The sequence below is a fragment of the Dialister succinatiphilus genome (assembly GCF_928721695.1).
GTDB classification, from domain to species: domain Bacteria; phylum Bacillota; class Negativicutes; order Veillonellales; family Dialisteraceae; genus Dialister; species Dialister succinatiphilus.
Map to the genome: position 1 here is coordinate 156,827 of NZ_OV788641.1, position 20,524 is coordinate 177,350.

Sequence of the window (20,524 nt, forward strand, 5' to 3'; positions counted from 1 at the left end):
TAAATCACTATCAAACATATTGCATTTTCCCCATAATGCTGTATAATATAGTACGTGGCTCTGCAGTACTGATTTATGGCAGTCTCCGGGCCCCGTGCAATGAAATCCCATGAACCCGGTCAGGTCCGAGAGGAAGCAGCCGTAAGTGGCCCTTTTCATGTGACACGGTGCATCCTGGAGGCTGTCATAAATGAGGACTGCAAGGCTTTTTTTATGTCTGGTTTTCCCTGCTGTATTGTATAATAGTAATAATAATTAATAAGGTAAGGATTCAGTTCCGGAATCCTTACAAATCCTTTTTCATCTTTCCTGCCGGGAGGTTATTTATGGCTTATTTAGCATTATATCGAAAATGGAGGCCCCGCACGTTTACTGAGGTGGTGGGGCAGAAGCATATTTCCATACCGCTCCAGCGGGCCATCGAGCAGGACCGTCTGGCTCATGCTTATCTTTTTTCCGGTCCCCGGGGTACAGGAAAGACCAGTATGGCCAAAATTCTGGCGAAAGCGGTGAACTGCCTTCATCCAAACGGCGTGAATCCCTGCAATGAATGCCAGAGCTGCCGGGAAATCAATGCAGGCTCCAGTCTGGATGTCTATGAAATCGATGCCGCTTCCAACCGCGGCATTGAGGAAATCCGGGCCCTTCGGGAATCGGTGCGCACCCTGCCGGCAGTGAGCCGGAAGAAGGTATACATTATCGATGAAGTACACATGCTCACCAAGGAAGCCTTCAATGCCCTCCTGAAAACGCTGGAGGAACCGCCGTCCCATGTGCTCTTTATTCTGGCCACCACGGAACCGGAAAAAATTCCTCTCACCATTCTTTCCAGGTGCCAGCGGTATGAATTCCACCGGATTTCCGTGGAGGATATCAAAAACCATCTTCTCTATATTGCCAAAGAAAGTCATCTTCCCCTGACGGAAGAGGCGGCAGACCTCATTGCAGTCCGGGCAGACGGCGGCCTTCGCGATGCCCTGTCCCTGCTGGACCAGTGCTCCTCGGCCTCGGAATCCAAAGTTCTTGACGCGCCGGCGGTGTATGACCTTCTGGGCCTCACAGGAAAGGATATGATTCTGGATCTCTCCCATCATATCTTCAACGGTGACAGCTCTTCCGCCCTGTCCCTCTTTTACCGGATCCTGCAGGGCGGAAAAGAACCGGCCTCCATTCTCCGTGACCTTCTGGAACATTTCAGAAACCTGATGATCTGCAAGGTCAATCCAAAGGCGCCGGAATTTTCCCAGTACGGCAGCCAGGTGGAAACGCTTCGTTCCGATGCATCCCGCCTTCCTGCGCCTTACCTGGACTCCCTCTTTGACTATCTCCACGAAGCCCTCCATGAAACGAAACGGAGTTCTTCACCAAGGCTCAGCGCCGAAATGGGCCTTCTTCATCTCTGCCGCATGAAAGGGTCTAAATCCCTGGATTCCCTGGCCCAGCGGGTAGCCCAGCTGGAAGAAGAGGTGTCGCGCCTGAAGCGCGGCGCCCTGTCCATCCCGCCATCTCCATCACCGGCCCCGGTTCCTGGGCCCGCTCCTTCCTACCCTGCCGCACCTTCTTCTCCTGCCCCGGTTCCCGTATCGCCCATACCTGCCGGGTCGGCTGCTTTTTCTGCTCCGGAGCCCACCGCTCCCTCAGATATGCCCCCAAGGCCGGCAGTGCAGAGAAAGGATAGGCCGCCGGTCAGGGAAACGCCCCGAGTCCCTGCCCCCATGCCGGCAGCCGGACCGGCTGAAAACATGCCAGACCAGTCGGCAGCAGATTCATCGTCCCAACCTGATGCTTCTCTCATAGACCCCAAGACCTACCCTGCCATCTGGCAGAAGGTACTGTCCTATTTCATGTCCATCCGCCGTATCGATGTCTTCACCTGCCTTCGGAAGAGCACCCTCATTTACTGCACCCATACCAGGGCCATCGTGTCTGCGCCCCAGCAGTTTCTGGTGGCTGCAGGAAATAATAAGTCCTACCAGAAGGTAGCCGCCGAAGCCTTTGCTAAAGTCACCGGTTCTCCCATCCAGATGCATACAGTGCTGAAGGGCAGTGAGGAAGAAGCAGCGGCCTTTACTCTGCTCCAGTCTGCCCCAAAGGCAACCCCCTCCTCTCCTTCCACTGAGATGGCAGAAAAGCCGATGCAGGACTACCGCCCTGTTTCCAGAGACCGTATTCCGGAGAAGGACCTGAAGGATCCGTCTTTAAATGAAGCCTTGAAAATCATGGCAGACTGTGATATATATGAAAAGACTGAATCATGAAACAGAAAATTGATTCAATATTACCTTAAGGAGGATTCATTATGTTTGGAAATAAAGCACAGATGCAGAACATGCTGAAAAAAGCGAAGAAAATGCAGGAAGAACTGCAGAAGAAGCAGGAAGAACTGAAGAAACAGACCGTTGACGTATCTGTAGGCGGCGGCGCCGTTTCCCTCACCATGAATGGTGAAAAGCAGATTACCGCACTGAAAATCGCTAAAGATGCCATCGATCCGGAAGATCCGGAAATGCTGGAAGACCTCATCACCACCGCTGTCAACGAAGCCGGCAAGAAAGCCGATGAAATGGTACAGAAGAGCATGAGCCAGGTCACCGGAGGCCTGGGCCTTCCCGGCGGCATGTTCTGATGAATAAAGATCTGGAAGAAGTAGCCCTGCAGTTCAGAAAGCTTCCCGGCATCGGCGTAAAAAGCGCCCGCCGTCTGGCTTACTTCATGCTGGAACGTCCCCAGGAGGAAGTGGATCTATTTCTGGATACCATCCGCCATGCCAGGAGCAGGGTATGCTACTGCTCTACCTGCTGCAATCTGGCCACCTCGGACCCCTGCGACATCTGCAGTGATGACCGCCGTGACCATTCCATCATCTGCGTGGTAGAACAGCCCCAGGATGTGACCGCCATGGAGCAGAGCCAGGAATACCACGGCCTGTACCACGTTCTTCACGGCGTTCTCTCTCCTCTGGACGGCATAGGTCCTGAGCAGCTGAAAATCAAGGAACTCCTGAAACGGCTGGAGAAGAACGATGTGAAAGAAGTCATCATTGCCACGGATCCGGATACGGAAGGTGAAGCCACGGCCTACTATCTTTCCCGGCTCATCAAACCGTCGGGCATCAAAGTCACCCGCATCGGCAGGGGCATTCCTGCCGGCGGCGCCGTAGGCTATACTGACGGCATCACCCTGGCGGGAGCCGTGGAAAACAGAAAGGAAATCTGATACCATGATTGAATCTTTAGGCGCCCTGGGCGGATATGGCATTACCAGTGTCATCGTCATCATTGTGGCGTTCTTCCTCTTTGCCCGGTTTGTGAAAAAAATCATCGGCAATATCATTATGGGCGGTCTTCTCTTCTGGCTGCTGAATACCATCGGAATCACCCATATGACCCTTACCACCATGCATGGCATTGTGGTAGCCCTCTTCGGAGTCCCCGGCACCATTGTGCTGGCCCTTCTGAATCTGGTGGGGTAAAAGGGCAATCAAAAAATCCTGAAAAGCTTCTGCTTTTCAGGATTTTTTTGACTGCCCTTACCCGTGAGCATTCAGGACTCTGTCTTTTCCGCCAGTTCGTCCCACTTCGCGTACAGCTTGTCCAGCTTCTTTTTCGCTTCCTCATACTCATCGGCCAGTTCTGCATAATTTTCAGGATTCATGCTCATCTGCACTGTGTACATTTTCATAGTTGCTTCCAGCCGCCCGATTTCCATTTCCACATGACTTAATTTAGATACATCGGCGGCGGAAACCTCAGTTTTCACCTGGTGCTCATTTTCCCGGGGCTTTTCTTCCTTCTCTTTCTCTTCTTCTTCCTCTTTACCGTTCCTGTCCTTTTCAAAAGCCTCAAGGTCCTGTTTCTTTTCCTTGTAGTAGCTGTAGTTGCCCAAGTATTCTGTGAGCTTTCCGTGATCCAACTCCAGAATCCGGTCTGCCACTTTATCCAGGAAATAGCGGTCATGGGATACCACCAGGCAGGTGCCGCCAAAGGCCTCGATGGCATCTTCCATGATTTCCCTGGTGGGAATATCCAGATGGTTTGTCGGTTCATCGAGAATGAGGAAATTCGGTTTTTCCAGGAAGAGGCAGAGCAGGGACAGGCGGGCCTTTTCGCCGCCGGAAAGCATGCCTACCGTCTTGAATACGTCATCTCCCCGGAAGAGGAACATTCCCAGAATGTTACGGGCTTCTTTTTCACCAAAGTTGAATGTATCCCGCACTTCGTCAAGCACTGTGAGCTTCGGATGGAGTCGTTCCTGTTCCTGGGAATAGTAACCCATTTTCACATTATTGCCCAGCTGGATAAAACCGGTATCAGGCTTCTTCTCTCCCGTAATCATTTTCAGGATGGTGGTCTTGCCTGCGCCGTTGGGGCCGATGAGTCCCACTGTTTCTCCCTTTTTGATATGGATAGTGAGATCCTTGAAAAGAATATGGCTGCCATAGGATCCTTCTACCCGAAGCACATCGAGCACCTTATCTGCGCATTCCTGAGGCGGGTCAAAATGGAAACGAAGGGATGCCTGGTGCACCGGTTTCTCCAGCCTCACCAGCCGGTTCAGCTGGGACTGACGCCCCCTGGCCTGCTTGGCTTTGATGCCTGCTTTGTAGCGGCGGATGTATTCCTCAGTCTCCTTGATATGTTCCTGCTGTTTTTCATAGGCTTTCTCATAGGCCCGGTCCTGGTTTTCCTTCGTTTCCATATACCGGGTATAGCCGCCACGGAAGGAACGGATATGGTGATTCTCCAGATCAATGATTCCTGTAGCTGCACCGTCCAGGAAATAGCGGTCATGGGAAATCATGAGGATACCGCCTTTGTAGGAGCGAAGGTACTCCTCCAGCCATTCCAGCATGCCCATGTCCAGATGGTTCGTCGGTTCATCGAGAAGGAGGAAATCGGGATGACGCACAAAAGCAGCGGCCAGGTTGATTCTGACCTTCTGCCCGCCGGAGAAGGAATGGATATCCCGGTCCCAGTCACCATCGGAAAAGCCCAGGCCTGTCAGAATTTTCCGGGTGGTGGATTCATAGTCATAGCCTCCCAGAAATTCAAAGCGTGCTTCCGCCCGGCCATAGGCTTCCACCAGTTTCTCATCGCTTTTACTGCTTTCCAGCTCCCTGGCCAGGGTCTCCATCCTGTCCTTGTAATAGAGCACATCCTTCCAGGCGTCTTCCATTTCCTCCCGGATGGTATGGCTGGTGTAGTTGAAATCCTGGCGGAGGTAGCCGATAATGGCGCCATCACTGGCTTTCACGGAGCCCTTGTCCGCTTCCTCCGCGCCCATAATGCACTTCAAAAGAGTGGTCTTGCCGGCGCCATTGGCACCTACAAGGCCGATTCGTTCGCCGCTCCTTACTTCAAAGGAAACATTTTCAAAAACTGTTTTGATTCCAAAGGATTTTGATAATCCGCTGATTTTTAAAACTGCCATTTCTTTCTCACTTGTATATAAAAGGATTCATAAGGTTTAAAAGGGTTCAGACCCCGGGCAATCAGAAACTATAGCTCTTCTATTTACTTCACAATATCTGCCTTAATGACGATAACGATTTCCGATTCCTCCGTAGACGTACTGCGGCTCTGGAAAAGCCGGCCCAGTAAGGGAATGTCTCCCAGAATCGGCACCTTTCTCATGGTTCTGGCCTGTTCTTTATCGATAAGTCCGCCAATGGTAAGCATGTCACCTGACTGCAGCCGCACCATGGTGTTGGCGGAGCGGGTAATAATGCGATAGGCCTTCATTTCCGGCACCAGGTAGGGCGTGGCCACTTCCGCATGAACATCGGCAGTGATTTCATCATTTCTGCTGATAATAGGCGTATAGGTCAGTTTAATGCCGGCATCCTTGTATTCGGTCGCCGTGGTTTTGACCCCGTTTTCCATATGTTCCACAATCACCGGGATGCGGCTGCCTATGAGGATTTCCGCTTCCCTGCCGTTCATGGTCACCACGCTGGGCCGGGCCAGTACTTTGGCCTTCCCCCTGGTTACCAGGGCATTCAGTTTGGCTTGAAAGAAAAAGGTATAGGGATGGCCTGCAAGAGACCGGCCATAGGAAATACCGGCATAGCCATCGGGAATGGTCACATCCCAGCCGTTTCTTTCTATATTCCGGACCCTTGGATTGCCGTCGCTGTCAAAGAGAATATGGCCGCTGTCATCGGTGACATAATGCTGTTCGCTCCAGCTGTCCCGGTCATAGGAAGCACTGCCTGTAAGACTTTTGAAATCCCAGTCAATGCCCAGGTCTTTGGCATAGCTTTTATTAACAGCCACCACTTCCGCTTCCACTTTCACCTGTTTTTCCGGCACATCCAGCGCTTTCACCAGACTTTCCGCCTGCATGAGCTCCCGGGGCGTGCCGCTGGCAATGACCGTATTAGCAGAAGGGCTGAAAGTAACCTTTCCCTTGTCCATCACCTTTTCCAGTCCCATGGCCACTTCCTCTGCATTGGCATAGGACAGGCGGAACGCCCGGGTGCCGGACACCGCATTCTTTTCCAGGCGGCTGTTGAATACAATAAGAGTGGACCCTTCAGTTCTGGACGAAAGACCGCAGGAGGCAAGGATGGAAGAAAGCGCTTCTTCCGGAGTCACATGGTCCAGGCTGGCTGTCACTGTTTCCGTCAAATCTCCTGAAAATACCAGGTTCTTTCCTGTCATTTCCGCCAGGGTGCGGATGACTTCCATGGCCGGAGCGCCGGCTACATGGAGGCTGAAATCCCGCCTGGCAGACGGAGTAATTCTGACGGCAGAAGGCGCCTCTTCCCTTGGAGATGGCTGCATGCCGCCGGATAGTTCCTCTCTCACCATGTCATGAACAGGCCTGTCCCAGGCATCTTCCCTGGCCTCCAGCCCCAGAGGAACACAGGCAAAAAGGGCGCAGCATAAAAGAATGCTGCTCCCTCTTAACGTATGGTCAAGGTAAGACTGTTTCCTCCGGAAACAAGGGTCACTTTTCTGTCCTGAATGTCCGATACGTCCCATGGACCTGCCCTCTCTCCTTCCTTTACAACTATGGAAGTTCCGTCTATTTCCAGAAGGGCCCTCCGCTGAGAGCCATAGGCCATGACCCCTTTCAGCACCGGAAGCCCCGAGGCGGAGGATGTCTCTTTTTTCTTCAGCTCCGGCGCCTTTCCGGCAGGGGCCTCTTCCCTTCCTTCTACGACCGGAAGCGGCGGCCTTCCCTTTTCTACAGGCACCAGTGCATCGGCATGAAAAGGATCCTGCAAGGGCTTTCCCCTTCGATGGAGGGCAGCATCATATTTCAGGGAGAGGCCATCCTCTTCCTCCGGCAGAACTTCCACAGGAGAAGAGGCAGCCCTTTTTTCAGGAAGAAGCGTGCCTGCGGTACCGACGCCGTAGAGACCCCAAAGGGTAAGACCTGCTGCCGCCAGGGCGCCTAAAGGAAGAATCCATCTGCGCTGTATGGCCATAGGGATTCCTCCTTTCCCAAAGAGACAGAACCATCTTATAAAGAAGAATCCACCAGCTCACCAGTAACACTATGTTCCTTAGAACTTAAAGTCCTTCGGCATAATCATGAAGCGGGTTTCCTTTTCAATATCATCATACCGGATCCAGGCATAGAAAGAATGCATATCCCTGTAGTAAGTCCAGTACCGATGATCCAGACGCCCGTCCACCGTATCAATGGTCCAGGCCAGGCTGAAGGCATCCATTCGGGTGGCCTGCCAGCGGAATCCCAGGCTCAGCGGTTTTTCACTGCTGTAGCTGTCGTAGTAGTAGGGAGTGTAGCCTTTCAGATCACGGTCCGTATAGTAGATCCAGGATGCCAGCGGACCGTAGCCGCCGGAAAGACCCAGGGAGTAATAGCTGTTGCGGCGGATATTGTTGGAATAACTGTAGTAATCCTTCGCATAGCCTGCCTTCCAGCTGAAATTCATGAATTTCCCCAGTTTCCAGGGGTCGCCGGAAATGTAAAGGTCAAAGCCCTTATAGGCTCCCTTGGGGTGTCTGCCGCCGTGGTCTTCATCCCAGTAACCCCATTCCCCGTGAGCTCCTGTATAGAAACGGGATTTTCCCAGATAGAAATGATTGGTGTCAAATTCCAGGGAAGGCCTCTTCTTTACCCAGATACCGCCGTCATCATTGGTAGAGCTTTCCTCTTCCGCATAGCGCAGGCGGGCGGTGCCCAAAGGGGTGCGGTAGCGTACGCCCATATCCGGTTTATAGCCGGATTTGGTGTACCAGCGGTTCTTCATATAAAAGGCCAGGTCCGGATTATGATCCAGGGGCACCGTGATTTCATTATGGAGTCCCATTCCGTTATCGCTGTCAAAAACAGGGCGTGGAATCAGAGACCACAGACTCACTTCACTGTCATCACGCTTGAGGGAGCCGGTATAGCTGGAAAGAGTAATGAGGGTGGTATTCTTCGCCATGAGCTTCACATTGTGAGCCACATAATGGTCATTGGGGTAAATATCGATGGAATCCGCCTCAATCCGATAATCCGGTACTTTGGCTACGGCATGTTTCGTGGTAAAATACCCTTTTTCCACCACCAGTTTATTGGCGATGCGGTCATACACGCCGCTGGCACCTTTGAAATAATAGGTTCCCGATTCCCAGCCGTCCATTTTTTCAAAACGGCCTATGGATTTAGCCCCGTCATAATCGGCCCTTTCCGCCTTCAGGCGGGTGGTGGGATTGACCCAGTGCACTTCTCCCGGTATCACGTATTTCTGGGCAATGGAATTGCCATATACATATTCTGTCTGGTAGGTGTCAAGCATGTGCCGGATCACTACCCTGCCCATGGCATCCACGTCGCCGGTGGTATCGTTATAGCGCATGCGGTCAGCGGTGACATACATGGGGTTTTCTGCTGAAATCCCGTTGTCTGCTGCCGTTTCTTCAGGACCATCCTTATTTTTATTTTTGTCTTTTTCTTTTGCTTTGGCTGTATCCTGCTTTTCTCTGGGTGCCGCTGCTTCGGGCGCCTCGTAGGAGGTGACCGGCCGGGCTACCCCTTTGGCATCAAAGACCAATGCAGAAGAGGAAGTTTCCGGTTCCGCCGCTTCTTCCCCCAAGCCCTCCGGTTCCTCCGCTCCTGCAGGCATCGCCAGCAGAGAAGAGAAGAGGAGAGGGGCCAGCAGTTTTAAGTATATTTTCCTCATTTAATCATTTCTCACGATCACTACAGAAGGCGTCTCTTCACTGGAACCTGCTGCTTTGGCAGCATCCTTTTCCGTATCTTTTTCCCGTACCGATTCCAATTCCGCCTTCGCCTTTTCATTCATGGCAGAGGCCGATTCCTCAGCCTTCGCTTCTGCCTTTTCCTTCACTTCAGCTCCTGCCTTTTTCTCTGCTCCTGCCGGTAAAGCGGTCTCTTTGACTTCATTGTCCGAAGCGGCAGCCGTCGTTTCTTCAGTGGATGCTGCAGACCGCACCACCCGTTTCCGGATCACCGCATTGGGCGCACCGCTGGTCAGTTCCAGGCCCTTGGTGGTGACGGCTTCCTGGGTTTCAATGTAAAGTGTGCTTCCTGCCGGGAGGCTCACATCCTTGCCCTTCACGAAGAACCCGCCCACCAGACCGATGGGGCCCAGGGCTAGGGCACCGATGGTGGAAGCGCCTACAGCAGCGGCTTCCATTTTCAGCTTTTCCTTAGCTTCCGGTCCCAGCACGGTAGGAATGACTTCATCATCTACAGAGAAAACCTGGTCAAAAGATACGTCCAGCGCACCGCTTCTGCCAAAGCTCTTCGGACGGCTCACCTTTGTCACCACGCCGCTTCCCTGGGAGCCTTTGGGCAGGACCAGCACATTACCCACACTTACATCTTCCTGTACCGTAAAGGTTACCGGATCGCCTACCTGGTTCGTCTTGCTGCTTACATCATCGTTTAAGGAAATCTTGAATACTGTATTGGCCGGCAGCTCCACCGTTTTCATTTCATAATGCTGGTCACCGTAGACCGATTTTTCCAGATTGGCCAGCCGCTGATCCAGAGCACCTTTCTTTTCTGCGCCATATACCTTGGTTTCCAGATCCCCGATTCTGGTTTTCAGGGAATCGGATTTGATTTCATCGGTCAGATAATATTCCATGGCATTGACTCTGGTGGCGATGGAAGGCTGGGCATCGTTATCACTCTTCACCACATCGGTGTACAGATTGGTAATCCGGTTGTCCAGACCGCTGGCTGAAGAATTTCCGGTGCCATAAACCAGATTGTCCGCATTGTCCACCCGGCTCATCAGGGAACCGTCCTGGGCACTGCCGTAAATGACTTCGTCCACCCGGTCAATCCGGTCTGTCAGGGTAGCCGGTTCTTCCGCATAAACCGGTGCCAGGCATAAAAGGGAAATTCCCGCTGCCAGTATTGCTTTCTTTATCATAGTATCACCCTCCGTTATACTCGTACGTCAATCACTGCAGATACGCCCACTCCCTGCACACGGCTGAAGGAAGATGGATTGACACTGTCCATGGGAATCAGGCCTTTGATACGGAAAAGTTTGTCGTTCCAGCTGACTTCCAGCTGGCCCACAGCCTTTACCTTCTCCACCTGGTCCGCATCGCCGATGACCTGGGCGGCACCGATATAGCCGCTGTTGCCGATACTCACAATAGGCACCACCTTGGTGGCGTAGTTTGTGCCGGCTCCTTCCTTCATCATCACCGAGTTGATGGCGCTGTTAATTGATTCTCCATATTTCGAAACAAGGAAGCCTATGCCTCCTACCTTTGCCACACCGCCAAGGACGCTTCCCAGGCTGAATGCATCTACATGTATCATGGCGCCGGTGCCGATCATGCATGCTGCCAGCGCACAGACTGCCAGTCTTTTTAATTTCATCAGTGAATCCTCCTTTGACGAAAATCCATCTTCAGAACCTGTTATCAATTTCTTTTCAGCTCTAAGGAGCTGTCAAATTTTGCCTACACTTAAGAATATTATAAATTAAAAAGGGGCTCTGTGCAAACAGAAACCCCTTTTTCCCGCGCTTTTGGCGGTCCCTTTTCTTTCGTTACTGCAGTTTTTCCTGCGCTTCTCTTTTAGCTTCAAAAGAGCCGGGCTGAGCCATGACCCTTGGCTTTTTCAGCTGATTGTAAGCCTGGATCATCATGGCGCATTCCACGCGCTTCTTCTGGATTTCGCAGGTAATATGATAGGGCTTATGGATGTCGCCGGCAAAAGCCTCATTATTGGCATGACAGCCGCCGGAGCAGAAGAATTTTGCCCAGCAGTCCACACATTCCGGCTTGGTGAATACATGGTTGGTGCGGAAATCGTGCATCATCTTCATGTTCTTCAGTCCTTCGTACACATTGCCCAGCACATAGCCTTCCCGGCCTACAAACTGGTGGCAGGGATAAATGTCGCCGTTCGGCACCACAGCCAGGTATTCATGGCCGGCGCCGCAGCCGCGGAGACGTTTGGGAAGGCAGGGACCCTTCCAGAGATCCATATTGAAATGGAAGAAGAAGAAAGGACGTCCCTCCTCTTCCCGACGGATGAAGAGCTTGGCCAGGCGGTCATACTCTTCCTTCACCCGGGGCAGGTCCTCTTCCTTAATGGAATAGGATTCCGTATCCTCCCCTACCACCGGTTCCATGGATACTGCCGGGAAGCCATGGTCCAGCATATCCTCCACGTCGGTGGTGAAATCCAGATTGTACCTGGTGAAGGTACCGCGCACATAGTATTCTTCCCCGTTGCGGTGAGCCACGCAGTACTGAAGATTCTTCACGATCTGATCATAGGTGCCATTTCCGTTCACATCAGGCCGCATGCGGTCATGCATTTCCTTTCTGCCGTCCAGGGACAGAATCAGGCTGATATGGTTATCGGTGAGATACTTCACCTTCTCCTTATCCAGCAGCATGCCGTTGGTGGTCAGGGACATTTTGATTTTCTTGTGGTGCTTCTTTTCCTGCTTATGTACATAATCAATGGTCTGCTGTACCACATGCCAGTTCATGAGCGGTTCGCCGCCGAAGAAATCCAGTTCGCAGTGTTCCCTGGGACCGCTGTGGGCAATGAGGAAATCCACGCCCCGCCTTGCCACATCAAAAGACATGAGCATGCGCCACTGGCCGTAGCCCCCCTGGCCTGCGAAGCAGTACTTGCAGCGGAGATTGCAGTCATGGGCAATATTCAGGCACAGGGCCTTGATAATGGGTCTGTCCTCAATGGCCATTTTATAATTGGGATCCATGGGAGCAAAAAGGACTTCCTTGCGAATCAGTTCATCCAGGTCATCCATCACTTCATTCAGTTCTTTCACATCATAGGAAGAAGACAGATTGGCCAGGACCATGTCCCGGTTTTTCCCGTTATAAAATTCCAGCACTTTATATGTTACGTCATCCACCACATGAACGATGCCGCTGTTGACATCCATGACAATGTTCATGCCATTCTGACGAAAACGATGAATCATGGGCTTTACATTATAATCCATGAATAATCTCCTTTTCATTGCGGCTTTCGTGAGCCGCCAATTACAATCCTTGTACCTTCCAAAGAAGAAATAGAAAAACCCCCGGCCTTAGGGCCGGGGGCTGGGCCGTAAAATCAGGCTCTCTTTGCTTCCTTGGCTTCTTCCTGAGTCGTGCAGATCAGGTTGCCGATGGTGCAGCTTGTCTTGCAGGCAGACTGGCAGGAAGTCTGACATTCACTGCAGCCTTCAAACTTAATGGAGTCCTGCAGAGAAGACTGATTGATTGTAACGATATGTTTGGACATGATGTCACCTCCCCGAAACAATTTTTCTGAAATAATCATATCATAGAAAAGAGGGTAAATACAAGTAAAAATTATGTTGGACAGAAGCGGCAGGGCTGTTCAGACCGTGAGACTTTCAGACACCAGATACCAGATAACAGACGCCAGCCCACCAGTACACCAGCTCACTATAACAGATGATACAGTCCGTATACCGCTCCCAGAGGGAGGAGGGTCATGGCCACCAGTGCCGCCATGCATCCCGTCTTTTTTCCGTGGACGGAAAACCAGTCATCGGCAATGCTGTTCATTTCCTTATACTCTCTTTCCAGTCCCTGGATGATACGCCACAGCTCCCGACAGTCTTCCTCCGTCAAAGACTCCTCTTCCGTTTCCACTGCCGGCGTTTCCATTTCTTTTTCCTTTTCTTCCGCTTCCTTCCGGGCTTTTTCCTCCGCTTCCTCCATCTGGCCCTTGATGTGGGCCTTCCAGCTGCCCGGTTCTTCTTCGGCGTCAGCCTTCTTTTCTTCTTCCTCTTTTTCGGCCTCGATTTCCTTTCCTTTCTTTTCCTCTGCAAATTCGCCGCTTTCTTCCCCTTCATCCACTGCCTTCAGGAGCTCATCCTTCAGCTTCTGGATATCCTCGGTGTATTTGTGAGTGGCTGCATCCCAGAGAGTGTAATCCAGCTTTTTCTTCATGTCATACATGGTGCCGGAAGTGGCCTGCTGGAAAAGATACTGGGTATTATCCATATCCGCAAAGATTTCACCCACTTTGCCCTTATGCTTGAATTTGGATTTACCCACCTTTACGAAATACATGAACGTACCGATATGAGCCCTTAAATTACCGATGGGGCTCTCTTTTTCATGTCCCTTGTCAAAAAATCCCATGTGCCGTCTCCTTCTTTGCCGGAGAGCTGCTTCGGCAAGGAAGCCCGGTCCCCGGGAAATGTAATCTGTTCGAACAGATAAGGTTTATCTGTTATTATAAATGATTTGCTTCCTGGTGGCAAAAGGAAGACTGTTTTCGGGCAGGAAATCCTACCACAGCGCTTCATATCCCTTTTCCACCATCACCAGAGCGATTCCCATGGCCTTCATCAGTTCGGAAAGGCAGGGCAGGTCCCGAAGGAAACTGTCCGTCTGGGCCTCTCCCCTTTCCAGCAGAATCCGGCTTTCTATATGGGACCCCTCGGGGAGCTTCATGTCCTTCAAAAGCTTCTCCTCATCCAGCACCACCAGATGGGTAAAGGCCCGAAGCACCGTCCCCAGAAGGGTATCGGAAGACTCCGGCGTTTCCAGTACCCGCACCAGGGACACCGCATCTTTCCCTTCGCCGGACATATCATGGACCATCATGGTTGGACGGCCCACCTGCTGGAAACGGCTTCCCAGGAAAACCAGATCATCCGGAAGCACCCGTCCAAAGGGCGGCAGCACCTTCTGCTTCCTCACCTGGTCCCAGAAACCGGATTTCAGAATTTTTTCCGCCCGCGCCCCTTCTACCCGGCGGTACATGCCCCGGGGAAGGGTCATCCAGATATCCCGATGATGCAGAAGCCAGTCCCCCAGGACCTGGCAGTAAGGCTCCTCCGTATCCCAGGTAACGCCCCGACGGTTGATGTATTCCTTCTGGTACAAAGACTCCGGATGGGCACTATCCTTCTCAATAAGCGACAGGAGCTCTGCCTTCGAATACTGGCCATAGAGCGGAAGCCCCGGGTTCACAGGAGCCAGATGGATACCGTGGAACGCATAGAGCTCAGACACCCCCAGCAGCACAGAAAGCCGCTGAAGAGGCATGGAAATGGACTGCCTCTGGGAACTGCCGTACCTTTCATTGGAAGATCCTGTCACAAGCACCGCCGCCTTCAGCACAAAGGGACTCTTTCTTTCCAGGATAGACGCCAGGGTGAGCCGGTTCACCGACTCCTTCCATGACCACACCCGAAGAAGCCGGCGAAGAGGCATTTCCGCCTCTCCCTCCTGTCTCACATCATATACCGTGAGCACCCGGCCCGTCCGGTCCATGGAGGCCAACGGAAACAGGCCCCATTCCCCGGCCTGACTGTCCTTGATATGAATGGACATATCCAGAGCCACGCCCCGGGCAAAATCCTTCTGTCCAAGAATGGATGCAATCAGCCGACCGCCTTCCTCCGACGCTCTTCTCACTGCCGTCCTGTACATGGACCAGTTTTCATCAGTCTTCACCAGACTGTCTCCATGGGCCAGAAGCCATGACAGCACCACCTCCTCATACCGTTTTCCGGTATCGGAAGTAACACCATCCTTTTCTATATAATCCTTCGTAAAAAGCAGATCCGGATGAAGTGCATCCTTCTCCACCATGGCAAGCAGCTCCGCTTCCCTGTAAGCCATCATAACCACCTCGTATTCTCCATCTATCTTACCACATATGGTGTATTAGTGGGCTAGTGTGACAGTGGACTGGGGATTGGGGCTGGCCCCTCCACCAGCCCACCAGCTCACTAACACACTAGGGAAGCACTGATTAATTCATAGAGTTTGCTTTTATAAGAATTTTCATGCACTGCTTCGTCATGAGACTCCTTAAATAGCTCGCTATTCGCGTCGCCTCATTCCTTGCATTGCATAAAAATTCAAGAATAAAAGCAAACAACGATTTAATCAGCGCTTCCCTAGCCCACCGGTCCACTTTTATGTTATATTTTTCATGTACCAATATATAAAGGAAGAAGCGATACCATGGAAAAGCATTTTGATATCAACCGCGGCGGCTTCAGCATTCGGAGCCGCCTTATTGTAAATGACAATGACAAAAGCACAAGGACCTTTGACGATGTAGTCATCGTCACCCATGGCTTTGGCAGCAGCAAAGAAACGGCAGGCACCCTGCATTTCGGAGAACACCTCACATCCAAGTACAAAGGATTTGCGGTGATTGCCTTTGACTGGCCCTGCCACGGCATGGACGCCAGAAAAAAGCTGACCATCGATGAATGCCTCACCTACCTTACCCTGGTCACGGAATACGCCAAAGAAGTGATGAAAGCCAAAAGGGTATATAACTACTCTTCCAGCTTCGGCGGATATCTGACACTCCGTTACCTCATCGAAAAAGGGGACCCCTTTACTAAAATCGCCCTTCGCTGCCCGGCGGTTTGCATGTATCAGTCCATGATGAGCTACCTGTCGGAAGATGACAAGAACAAACTGCGCAAAGGCAAGGAAATATCCGTAGGCTTTGAAAGGAAAATGAAGGTGGATCAGTCCTTCTTCGATTCCCTGAAAAGTTTTGACGTCATGAAACACGAATACTTCGACTTTGCTGACAGCATGCTCATTATCCACGGCACAAAGGATGAAATGATTCCCATTGAAGAATCCCGCCGCTTTGCTGAAAACAACGTGATTGAATTCATTCCCGTGGAAGGCGCCAACCACCCCTTCCAGAATCCGGACCACATGGCCCTGGCTATCCATAAGATTATCGAATTCTTTCATGGATAAGAAAGGCTGCCAGGCACCATCAGGTTCATGGGATTTATAAGGGAAAGCAGGATACTTCGCCCGGATCCATTTCGGTCAGGCATGCAGCATATGTACCCAGATGAGCCTGGGAAAGAAGCCTGCGTTCCGGGCTTACCTTTTATATCTCCACAGAAAAAGGACTTTGTACCCCTTCGGGCCAAAGTCCTTTTTCTGATTTTCACAAGGCTGTATTCATTCGCAGATCCCTGTTATTTGCCTTCCATCACATCGGTGAAGTTCTTGATAATGACGATCGGTGTTTTCTGGTTGTCGTTGCCGAAGGGGTTGTCGATCAAGATTTTGGCAATCTTTTTCGGATCGAGGCCCTTGCTCCTGCCGAGGACAGCGGCCCGTTTCAGATCGTTTACATCGGCAATGACGGCACCGTAGGCGCCGGTGGCTTTTTTAATCTTTTCGCACACATTGTCTGTGTCGGCGGGGCCGTAAACCAGACATTTGTCGAAAGGCGGCATGGTACCGGTTACGTCGTCGATGAGGGAAGCCTGGCGGCAGCGGGCGTAGAATACGCCGTTTTTACCGAAAATCTTAGCCACAGCACCCAGGGCGAAGGAGAAGAGCATATTCCATTTGCCTTCTTCGTCCATGGCTGCCTGCATGCCGTAAATGCTGGCCATGGAGCCGGCGGACGGTACAAAGCGGTTCATCAGTCTTGCCTGCCAGCATACGTTCAGTTCTTCCGGACGGACGTAGCGGTTCTGGGTGATGGCTACCACCGATTCGGCGGAGCATACGATATCATGATCGGTAATCTGGTCTCCTGCATATTCCAGGATGGCATCCACAATGTTGTCATGATGGGTGAGAATTCTGGTATGGATAGGAACAAGTTTCAGTTCTGCCATTATTTTCTCACCTCCGAAGTATATTCATAGAGAGCATTCTGCAGCTCTTCCCTGGTAATTACGACTCTTGTCTTGGCATAGTAGTAGTCGCTTCTTGCTACGACCTGATAAATGATATCCATGCCGAATTCCGGGAAGGTTTCCAGGTCCTGGAGGATGCTCTGGCCTTTGCCGTCGATGTCCAGGGTGATGAGGAATTTCTTTTCCTTTCCGGGATCCAGGATGAAGGCCTGCCAGTAGTCGTCATGCCTTGGCACGTCAAAATCGGTCAGGTGACCCGTAACTCTGGCCTTGTCATACTGTTCAAAGGGAATGTAAATGCGGACGAAGGCATCCATAATGGTGCCCAGCTGTTTTCCCACATTTTTGATGGGGATGGTGAAGGACAGGCGCACATGACGCATATCCATGGACTCCACCTTCAGGGGCGTCCGTTTCGATTTCAGCATGCGAAGGACGCAGTCTCCCTTAATGACAGCCACCGCCCAGTAGGCAATGAAGCCGAGGCAGATGATAAGGACGATCACTGCCGCAATTTTAACAAGCAACAACATTCTTTACTCACTCTCCTACAAGATTTGTTTTTTCCACAGCTGCCGGGCCGAAAAGCCGTTTCACCAGAGGCTCTGCATGGGCAAGGCCGTCGGTGAAATAGAAATCATCCCTGCCTTTCCCTTCTGCCAGCCTGTCCTCTCTCTGAAGGATGGCCATTCCCGCTTCCACCGTAGGCAGGGCCGGGTCAATGAAAGGAACCTTCGGAAAGACTCTGGCAAAGGCAGATGGCGCCAGAGGATAATGGGTGCAGGCCCAGTAGCCGGCATCTATACCTAATGCATGATACTCCTTTGCCGCCTTCTGCACAAGGGCAGAAATGAAATTTTCATCTTTTCCCTGCTCAATGGCAGCCGCCACACCGTCGCAGGGCACCTCCACCCATTCCACTTCAGGGAATTTCTTTTCCACATATTTCCTGTGGGCATGGGTTCTGATGGAGGCAGGCGTCGCAAAAATGCCCGCCTTTTTCGTGCCTTCCGGCAGGGTGATGTCAAGGCTCATCTTCACCACCGGCACCGGCCCTTCCAGAAAGGAAGGATACACGTTGAAAGAAATGGTGTTGCAGGCAATGATGATCATTTTTACGTTCTTTTTGATAAGGAAATCTTTAATTTCCCCGGCAAAGCGGGCGATTTCATCTCTTGTCCTTTCGCCGTAGGGATTGCGGAGGCTGTCTCCCAGAAAGATTATGCTTTCTTTGGGATATTTCTCATGCAGCACCCGGGCCACCGTGAGGCCCCCTACGCCGGAATCCATGATGCCAATCGGTCTGTTGTCCATTATTCTCTATCCCCTTTGGAAAGATCAATGAGAGCTGTCAGTTTTTCCTTCGGCAGCCGCACAATCCGGCCTGTATGCATGTCCGTATAGGTATTCACCGTACGGCCCGTGGTGAGCAGGGCGCCGGACTTTTCGGAAACCACTTCGTATTCGAAAACAAGTCTGGCCCGGTCTACCTTGCGAAGATAGGTCTTAATCAGGAGCACTTCGTCATACCGGGCGCTCTGGTGGTACTTGACGTCCACTTCCACAATGGGAAATACGATGCCCTCGTCCATGAGCTCTGTGAGGTCCAGCTTTCCTTCCCTCAGGTACTCCACCCGGGCTTCTTCAAAATAACGCAGGTAGTTGGCATGGTGCACCACCTGCATACCGTCGGTTTCATAAAATTTAACTCTTCTTTTATATATGAACATAATAAATAACCTCCATCGCTTTGGCATGTCAGAACGGCCTGATGCAAAGGCTGCTTTTCCCGGATGTTTATGTTCTATCGGAAAAGGGACCAGTAAAGCTCTCTTTGAAATCCCGCAGCCCCGGGGCATAAAAGTTCCTGTAAAGCCAGATAAAAGCAGACCCATGAATGAATCAGCGCTTTTTTCATTATACCACAGAAGCATCCCCTTTTATGTCATGAAAAAAGCGGCCCTGCGCCGGCAGTGCCGCTTTTTCCTTATTTTCCCTTATTTTCCGTAGGTGTCCCATTCCATTTCCATGAGCCGCCAGTTCTGGGTGGCGGAATGCTTCTGGAGCTGGAGGATATCCTTCTCCTGTTCCCTGTTTTCAGAAAGGGCCGTTTCCGCTTCCCAGCGGATATTATTCAGCTGGTCATCGTAGGAGGAAGATTCTATGTTCATCATCCGTTCCTGAAGATCCGTAATCAGGAACTGCTGGTACACCACCATGGCCAGAAGGACAGCCATGATGAGGTAGAAGGGGCGATTTCTCTCCCAGTCCAGTTTTTCTTTCCACTGTTTCACGGCAGTTCTTATTTCCTCATCTCATCGTCCAGCTTCTTGTCATCATTCAGCATGGTGAGATGATCTTTGGTAAATTCGATCCACAGGCGGGCTGCTCTGGAGAGGAACCGACCCTTCTTCCAGATGGCATAGAGGTGATGGGTCATTCTGGGTTCTGTCATCACCCTGGTCACCACCCGGCTGTCTTCGCTGTTGGCAGGGCAGAGGCGGGACGGCAGGATGGCTACGCCCAGGCCGCTGGCTACGGTCTGCAGCATCAGTTCCCGCTGGCTTGTTTCAAAGACTACCTTCGGGGTGAAGCCGATCTTCTTGCAGTTGGTCAGAATATCATCGTGAAGGTTGAAATCGTCCCGGTACAGCACCAGAGGATAGTCGGCCAGAAGTTTCATGGGAACCTCCCTGTTTTCTTCCAGAGGATACCCTTTCGGCATAACCACGCACATTTCGTCTTCCGACAGGAAGAAGGATTCGAAATCCTTATTCGGAATGGTGCAGATAATGCCTACATCAATAATGCCTTCCTGCACAGAGGATTCAATGACTTTGGAGCCGTGTTCATAGAGCTTGATGGCAATCTGGGGATAGGTGCGCTTGAATTCACCTAAGAGCTTGGCAAATACATGAGCATCCGTAATGGGAGGCAGACCGATTTCAATGGTATCCTGCTTCAGGTTGAATTCGTTTTCAAAATCCGATTTCAAATGTTCAAAAACGAAGAGGCACCGTTTGGCATAATTGTAGAAAATGGTGCCCGGTGCTGTGATTTCCACAGTCTTGGCATTCCGGATGAAGAGGGTAACCCCCAGCTCTTCTTCCAAAGACTTAATCATACGGCTGATGGCAGACTGAGAAATATGGAGATTTCTGGCAGCCTTGCTGAAACTTTTCTGCTCTGCCACTTCCATGAAATATTTCAGATGACGATAATCCATTCTTCTTTCCTCCTGTCCATTGGTTTTGACAGAAAGGCGATTTCTGTCATGAATTCCGGGAATCATTCATAAAATCCTGTTTCGCAGAAATGAGAATTCTGTCAACGAATCCGCTTCCCTTGTGAAAAGATTGACTTTATCCTATAATAGTGATGTGTCTATCAGGGCGCAGCCTGCATGTACAGTGCTTCTTGATT

The 20,524-nt window shown here is 51.4% G+C and carries 21 protein-coding genes and 1 other RNA gene; 6 read left to right on the plus strand and 16 right to left on the minus strand.

What is annotated here, in order from left to right; genetic code table 11:
- The first annotated feature begins 83 nt into the window (after nucleotides 1-83).
- The 5 genes from ffs (at nucleotide 84) to NW747_RS00765 (ending at nucleotide 3,472) form a co-directional block, all read left to right on the plus strand.
- An RNA gene (gene ffs / locus NW747_RS00745) (signal recognition particle sRNA small type) lies at nucleotides 84-183 on the plus strand.
- A 143-nt stretch (nucleotides 184-326) separates the two neighbouring features.
- Complete coding sequence (gene dnaX / locus NW747_RS00750; RefSeq protein ID WP_273187542.1) at nucleotides 327-2,258, plus strand: DNA polymerase III subunit gamma/tau; 1,932 nt, start codon at nucleotides 327-329, stop codon at nucleotides 2,256-2,258.
- A 41-nt stretch (nucleotides 2,259-2,299) separates the two neighbouring features.
- On the plus strand, nucleotides 2,300-2,626 hold the full coding sequence (locus tag NW747_RS00755; RefSeq protein ID WP_008860065.1) for a YbaB/EbfC family nucleoid-associated protein: 327 nt from the start codon (nucleotides 2,300-2,302) through the stop codon (nucleotides 2,624-2,626).
- Nucleotides 2,626-3,216 carry a recombination mediator RecR gene (gene recR, locus NW747_RS00760; RefSeq protein ID WP_008860064.1) on the plus strand — a complete coding sequence of 197 codons (591 nt, stop codon included), beginning with the start codon at nucleotides 2,626-2,628 and terminating at the stop codon, nucleotides 3,214-3,216. The genes NW747_RS00755 and recR overlap by 1 nt, the downstream gene beginning before the upstream one ends.
- A gap of 4 nt (nucleotides 3,217-3,220) precedes the next feature.
- The gene (locus NW747_RS00765; protein WP_008860063.1) at nucleotides 3,221-3,472 is read left to right on the plus strand and encodes a hypothetical protein; all 252 of its coding nucleotides are present in this window, start codon (nucleotides 3,221-3,223) and stop codon (nucleotides 3,470-3,472) included.
- Between the two features lie 71 nt (nucleotides 3,473-3,543).
- Here the strand turns inward: NW747_RS00765 and NW747_RS00770 are convergent, their stop codons facing one another.
- The 10 genes from NW747_RS00770 to NW747_RS00815 form a co-directional block, all read right to left on the minus strand.
- Complete coding sequence (locus tag NW747_RS00770; RefSeq protein WP_273187544.1) at nucleotides 3,544-5,430, minus strand: ABC-F family ATP-binding cassette domain-containing protein; 1,887 nt, start codon at nucleotides 5,428-5,430, stop codon at nucleotides 3,544-3,546.
- A gap of 83 nt (nucleotides 5,431-5,513) precedes the next feature.
- Nucleotides 5,514-6,986: a secretin N-terminal domain-containing protein gene (locus NW747_RS00775; RefSeq protein WP_273187545.1), complete on the minus strand. Its 1,473-nt coding sequence runs from the start codon at nucleotides 6,984-6,986 to the stop codon at nucleotides 5,514-5,516.
- Nucleotides 6,908-7,435, minus strand: a complete 528-nt coding sequence (locus NW747_RS00780) for a hypothetical protein (RefSeq protein ID WP_273187547.1) — start codon at nucleotides 7,433-7,435, stop codon at nucleotides 6,908-6,910. Before NW747_RS00780 ends, NW747_RS00775 begins: the two co-directional genes overlap by 79 nt.
- A gap of 78 nt (nucleotides 7,436-7,513) precedes the next feature.
- Nucleotides 7,514-9,142, minus strand: a complete 1,629-nt coding sequence (locus tag NW747_RS00785; RefSeq protein WP_273187549.1) for an LPS-assembly protein LptD — start codon at nucleotides 9,140-9,142, stop codon at nucleotides 7,514-7,516.
- The gene (locus NW747_RS00790; protein WP_273187551.1) at nucleotides 9,143-10,366 is read right to left on the minus strand and encodes a hypothetical protein; all 1,224 of its coding nucleotides are present in this window, start codon (nucleotides 10,364-10,366) and stop codon (nucleotides 9,143-9,145) included. It lies immediately after the preceding gene.
- 14 nt (nucleotides 10,367-10,380) lie between these two features.
- Entirely contained in the window at nucleotides 10,381-10,827 is a 447-nt protein-coding gene (locus tag NW747_RS00795) for a hypothetical protein (protein WP_008860057.1), read from the minus strand.
- 172 nt (nucleotides 10,828-10,999) lie between these two features.
- On the minus strand, nucleotides 11,000-12,436 hold the full coding sequence (gene scfB, locus NW747_RS00800; RefSeq protein WP_273187553.1) for a thioether cross-link-forming SCIFF peptide maturase: 1,437 nt from the start codon (nucleotides 12,434-12,436) through the stop codon (nucleotides 11,000-11,002).
- A 113-nt stretch (nucleotides 12,437-12,549) separates the two neighbouring features.
- Entirely contained in the window at nucleotides 12,550-12,720 is a 171-nt protein-coding gene (gene scfA, locus NW747_RS00805) for a six-cysteine ranthipeptide SCIFF (protein ID WP_008860055.1), read from the minus strand.
- A gap of 167 nt (nucleotides 12,721-12,887) precedes the next feature.
- Complete coding sequence (locus tag NW747_RS00810; RefSeq protein WP_273187554.1) at nucleotides 12,888-13,592, minus strand: hypothetical protein; 705 nt, start codon at nucleotides 13,590-13,592, stop codon at nucleotides 12,888-12,890.
- A gap of 150 nt (nucleotides 13,593-13,742) precedes the next feature.
- The gene (locus NW747_RS00815) at nucleotides 13,743-15,086 is read right to left on the minus strand and encodes a hypothetical protein (RefSeq protein WP_273187555.1); all 1,344 of its coding nucleotides are present in this window, start codon (nucleotides 15,084-15,086) and stop codon (nucleotides 13,743-13,745) included.
- Between the two features lie 345 nt (nucleotides 15,087-15,431).
- Between NW747_RS00815 and NW747_RS00820 the strand changes: the two genes are divergently transcribed.
- Nucleotides 15,432-16,196 (plus strand): alpha/beta hydrolase, encoded by a 765-nt coding sequence (locus tag NW747_RS00820; RefSeq protein ID WP_008860052.1) that lies wholly within the window; start codon nucleotides 15,432-15,434, stop codon nucleotides 16,194-16,196.
- A gap of 230 nt (nucleotides 16,197-16,426) precedes the next feature.
- Here the strand turns inward: NW747_RS00820 and NW747_RS00825 are convergent, their stop codons facing one another.
- The 6 genes from NW747_RS00825 to NW747_RS00850 form a co-directional block, all read right to left on the minus strand.
- A complete protein-coding gene (locus NW747_RS00825; RefSeq protein WP_008860051.1) occupies nucleotides 16,427-17,080 on the minus strand; it encodes a coenzyme F420-0:L-glutamate ligase in 654 nt (217 codons plus the stop codon).
- Nucleotides 17,080-17,634: a hypothetical protein gene (locus NW747_RS00830; protein WP_008860050.1), complete on the minus strand. Its 555-nt coding sequence runs from the start codon at nucleotides 17,632-17,634 to the stop codon at nucleotides 17,080-17,082. The genes NW747_RS00825 and NW747_RS00830 overlap by 1 nt, the downstream gene beginning before the upstream one ends.
- Nucleotides 17,635-17,641: 7 nt before the next feature.
- Entirely contained in the window at nucleotides 17,642-18,415 is a 774-nt protein-coding gene (locus tag NW747_RS00835; protein WP_273187557.1) for a glutamate racemase, read from the minus strand.
- The gene (locus NW747_RS00840; RefSeq protein ID WP_273095752.1) at nucleotides 18,415-18,831 is read right to left on the minus strand and encodes an acyl-CoA thioesterase; all 417 of its coding nucleotides are present in this window, start codon (nucleotides 18,829-18,831) and stop codon (nucleotides 18,415-18,417) included. Before NW747_RS00840 ends, NW747_RS00835 begins: the two co-directional genes overlap by 1 nt.
- A gap of 267 nt (nucleotides 18,832-19,098) precedes the next feature.
- Entirely contained in the window at nucleotides 19,099-19,395 is a 297-nt protein-coding gene (locus tag NW747_RS00845; RefSeq protein WP_273187559.1) for a hypothetical protein, read from the minus strand.
- Between the two features lie 8 nt (nucleotides 19,396-19,403).
- Entirely contained in the window at nucleotides 19,404-20,327 is a 924-nt protein-coding gene (locus NW747_RS00850) for a LysR family transcriptional regulator (protein ID WP_008860046.1), read from the minus strand.
- Between the last annotated feature and the right edge of the window lie 197 nt (nucleotides 20,328-20,524).

Bases quoted from the DNA above. Each gene is read 5' to 3' on its own strand.
- dnaX (WP_273187542.1), top strand. From the start codon at position 327: ATGGCTTATTTAGCATTATATCGAAAATGGAGGCCCCGCACGTTTACT.
- NW747_RS00755 (WP_008860065.1), top strand. From the start codon at position 2,300: ATGTTTGGAAATAAAGCACAGATGCAGAACATGCTGAAAAAAGCGAAG.
- recR (WP_008860064.1), top strand. From the start codon at position 2,626: ATGAATAAAGATCTGGAAGAAGTAGCCCTGCAGTTCAGAAAGCTTCCC.
- NW747_RS00765 (WP_008860063.1), top strand. From the start codon at position 3,221: ATGATTGAATCTTTAGGCGCCCTGGGCGGATATGGCATTACCAGTGTC.
- NW747_RS00770 (WP_273187544.1), bottom strand. From the start codon at position 5,430: ATGGCAGTTTTAAAAATCAGCGGATTATCAAAATCCTTTGGAATCAAA.
- NW747_RS00775 (WP_273187545.1), bottom strand. From the start codon at position 6,986: ATGGGACGTATCGGACATTCAGGACAGAAAAGTGACCCTTGTTTCCGG.
- NW747_RS00780 (WP_273187547.1), bottom strand. From the start codon at position 7,435: ATGGCCATACAGCGCAGATGGATTCTTCCTTTAGGCGCCCTGGCGGCA.
- NW747_RS00785 (WP_273187549.1), bottom strand. From the start codon at position 9,142: ATGAGGAAAATATACTTAAAACTGCTGGCCCCTCTCCTCTTCTCTTCT.
- NW747_RS00790 (WP_273187551.1), bottom strand. From the start codon at position 10,366: ATGATAAAGAAAGCAATACTGGCAGCGGGAATTTCCCTTTTATGCCTG.
- NW747_RS00795 (WP_008860057.1), bottom strand. From the start codon at position 10,827: ATGAAATTAAAAAGACTGGCAGTCTGTGCGCTGGCAGCATGCATGATC.
- scfB (WP_273187553.1), bottom strand. From the start codon at position 12,436: ATGGATTATAATGTAAAGCCCATGATTCATCGTTTTCGTCAGAATGGC.
- scfA (WP_008860055.1), bottom strand. From the start codon at position 12,720: ATGTCCAAACATATCGTTACAATCAATCAGTCTTCTCTGCAGGACTCC.
- NW747_RS00810 (WP_273187554.1), bottom strand. From the start codon at position 13,592: ATGGGATTTTTTGACAAGGGACATGAAAAAGAGAGCCCCATCGGTAAT.
- NW747_RS00815 (WP_273187555.1), bottom strand. From the start codon at position 15,086: ATGATGGCTTACAGGGAAGCGGAGCTGCTTGCCATGGTGGAGAAGGAT.
- NW747_RS00820 (WP_008860052.1), top strand. From the start codon at position 15,432: ATGGAAAAGCATTTTGATATCAACCGCGGCGGCTTCAGCATTCGGAGC.
- NW747_RS00825 (WP_008860051.1), bottom strand. From the start codon at position 17,080: ATGGCAGAACTGAAACTTGTTCCTATCCATACCAGAATTCTCACCCAT.
- NW747_RS00830 (WP_008860050.1), bottom strand. From the start codon at position 17,634: ATGTTGTTGCTTGTTAAAATTGCGGCAGTGATCGTCCTTATCATCTGC.
- NW747_RS00835 (WP_273187557.1), bottom strand. From the start codon at position 18,415: ATGGACAACAGACCGATTGGCATCATGGATTCCGGCGTAGGGGGCCTC.
- NW747_RS00840 (WP_273095752.1), bottom strand. From the start codon at position 18,831: ATGTTCATATATAAAAGAAGAGTTAAATTTTATGAAACCGACGGTATG.
- NW747_RS00850 (WP_008860046.1), bottom strand. From the start codon at position 20,327: ATGGATTATCGTCATCTGAAATATTTCATGGAAGTGGCAGAGCAGAAA.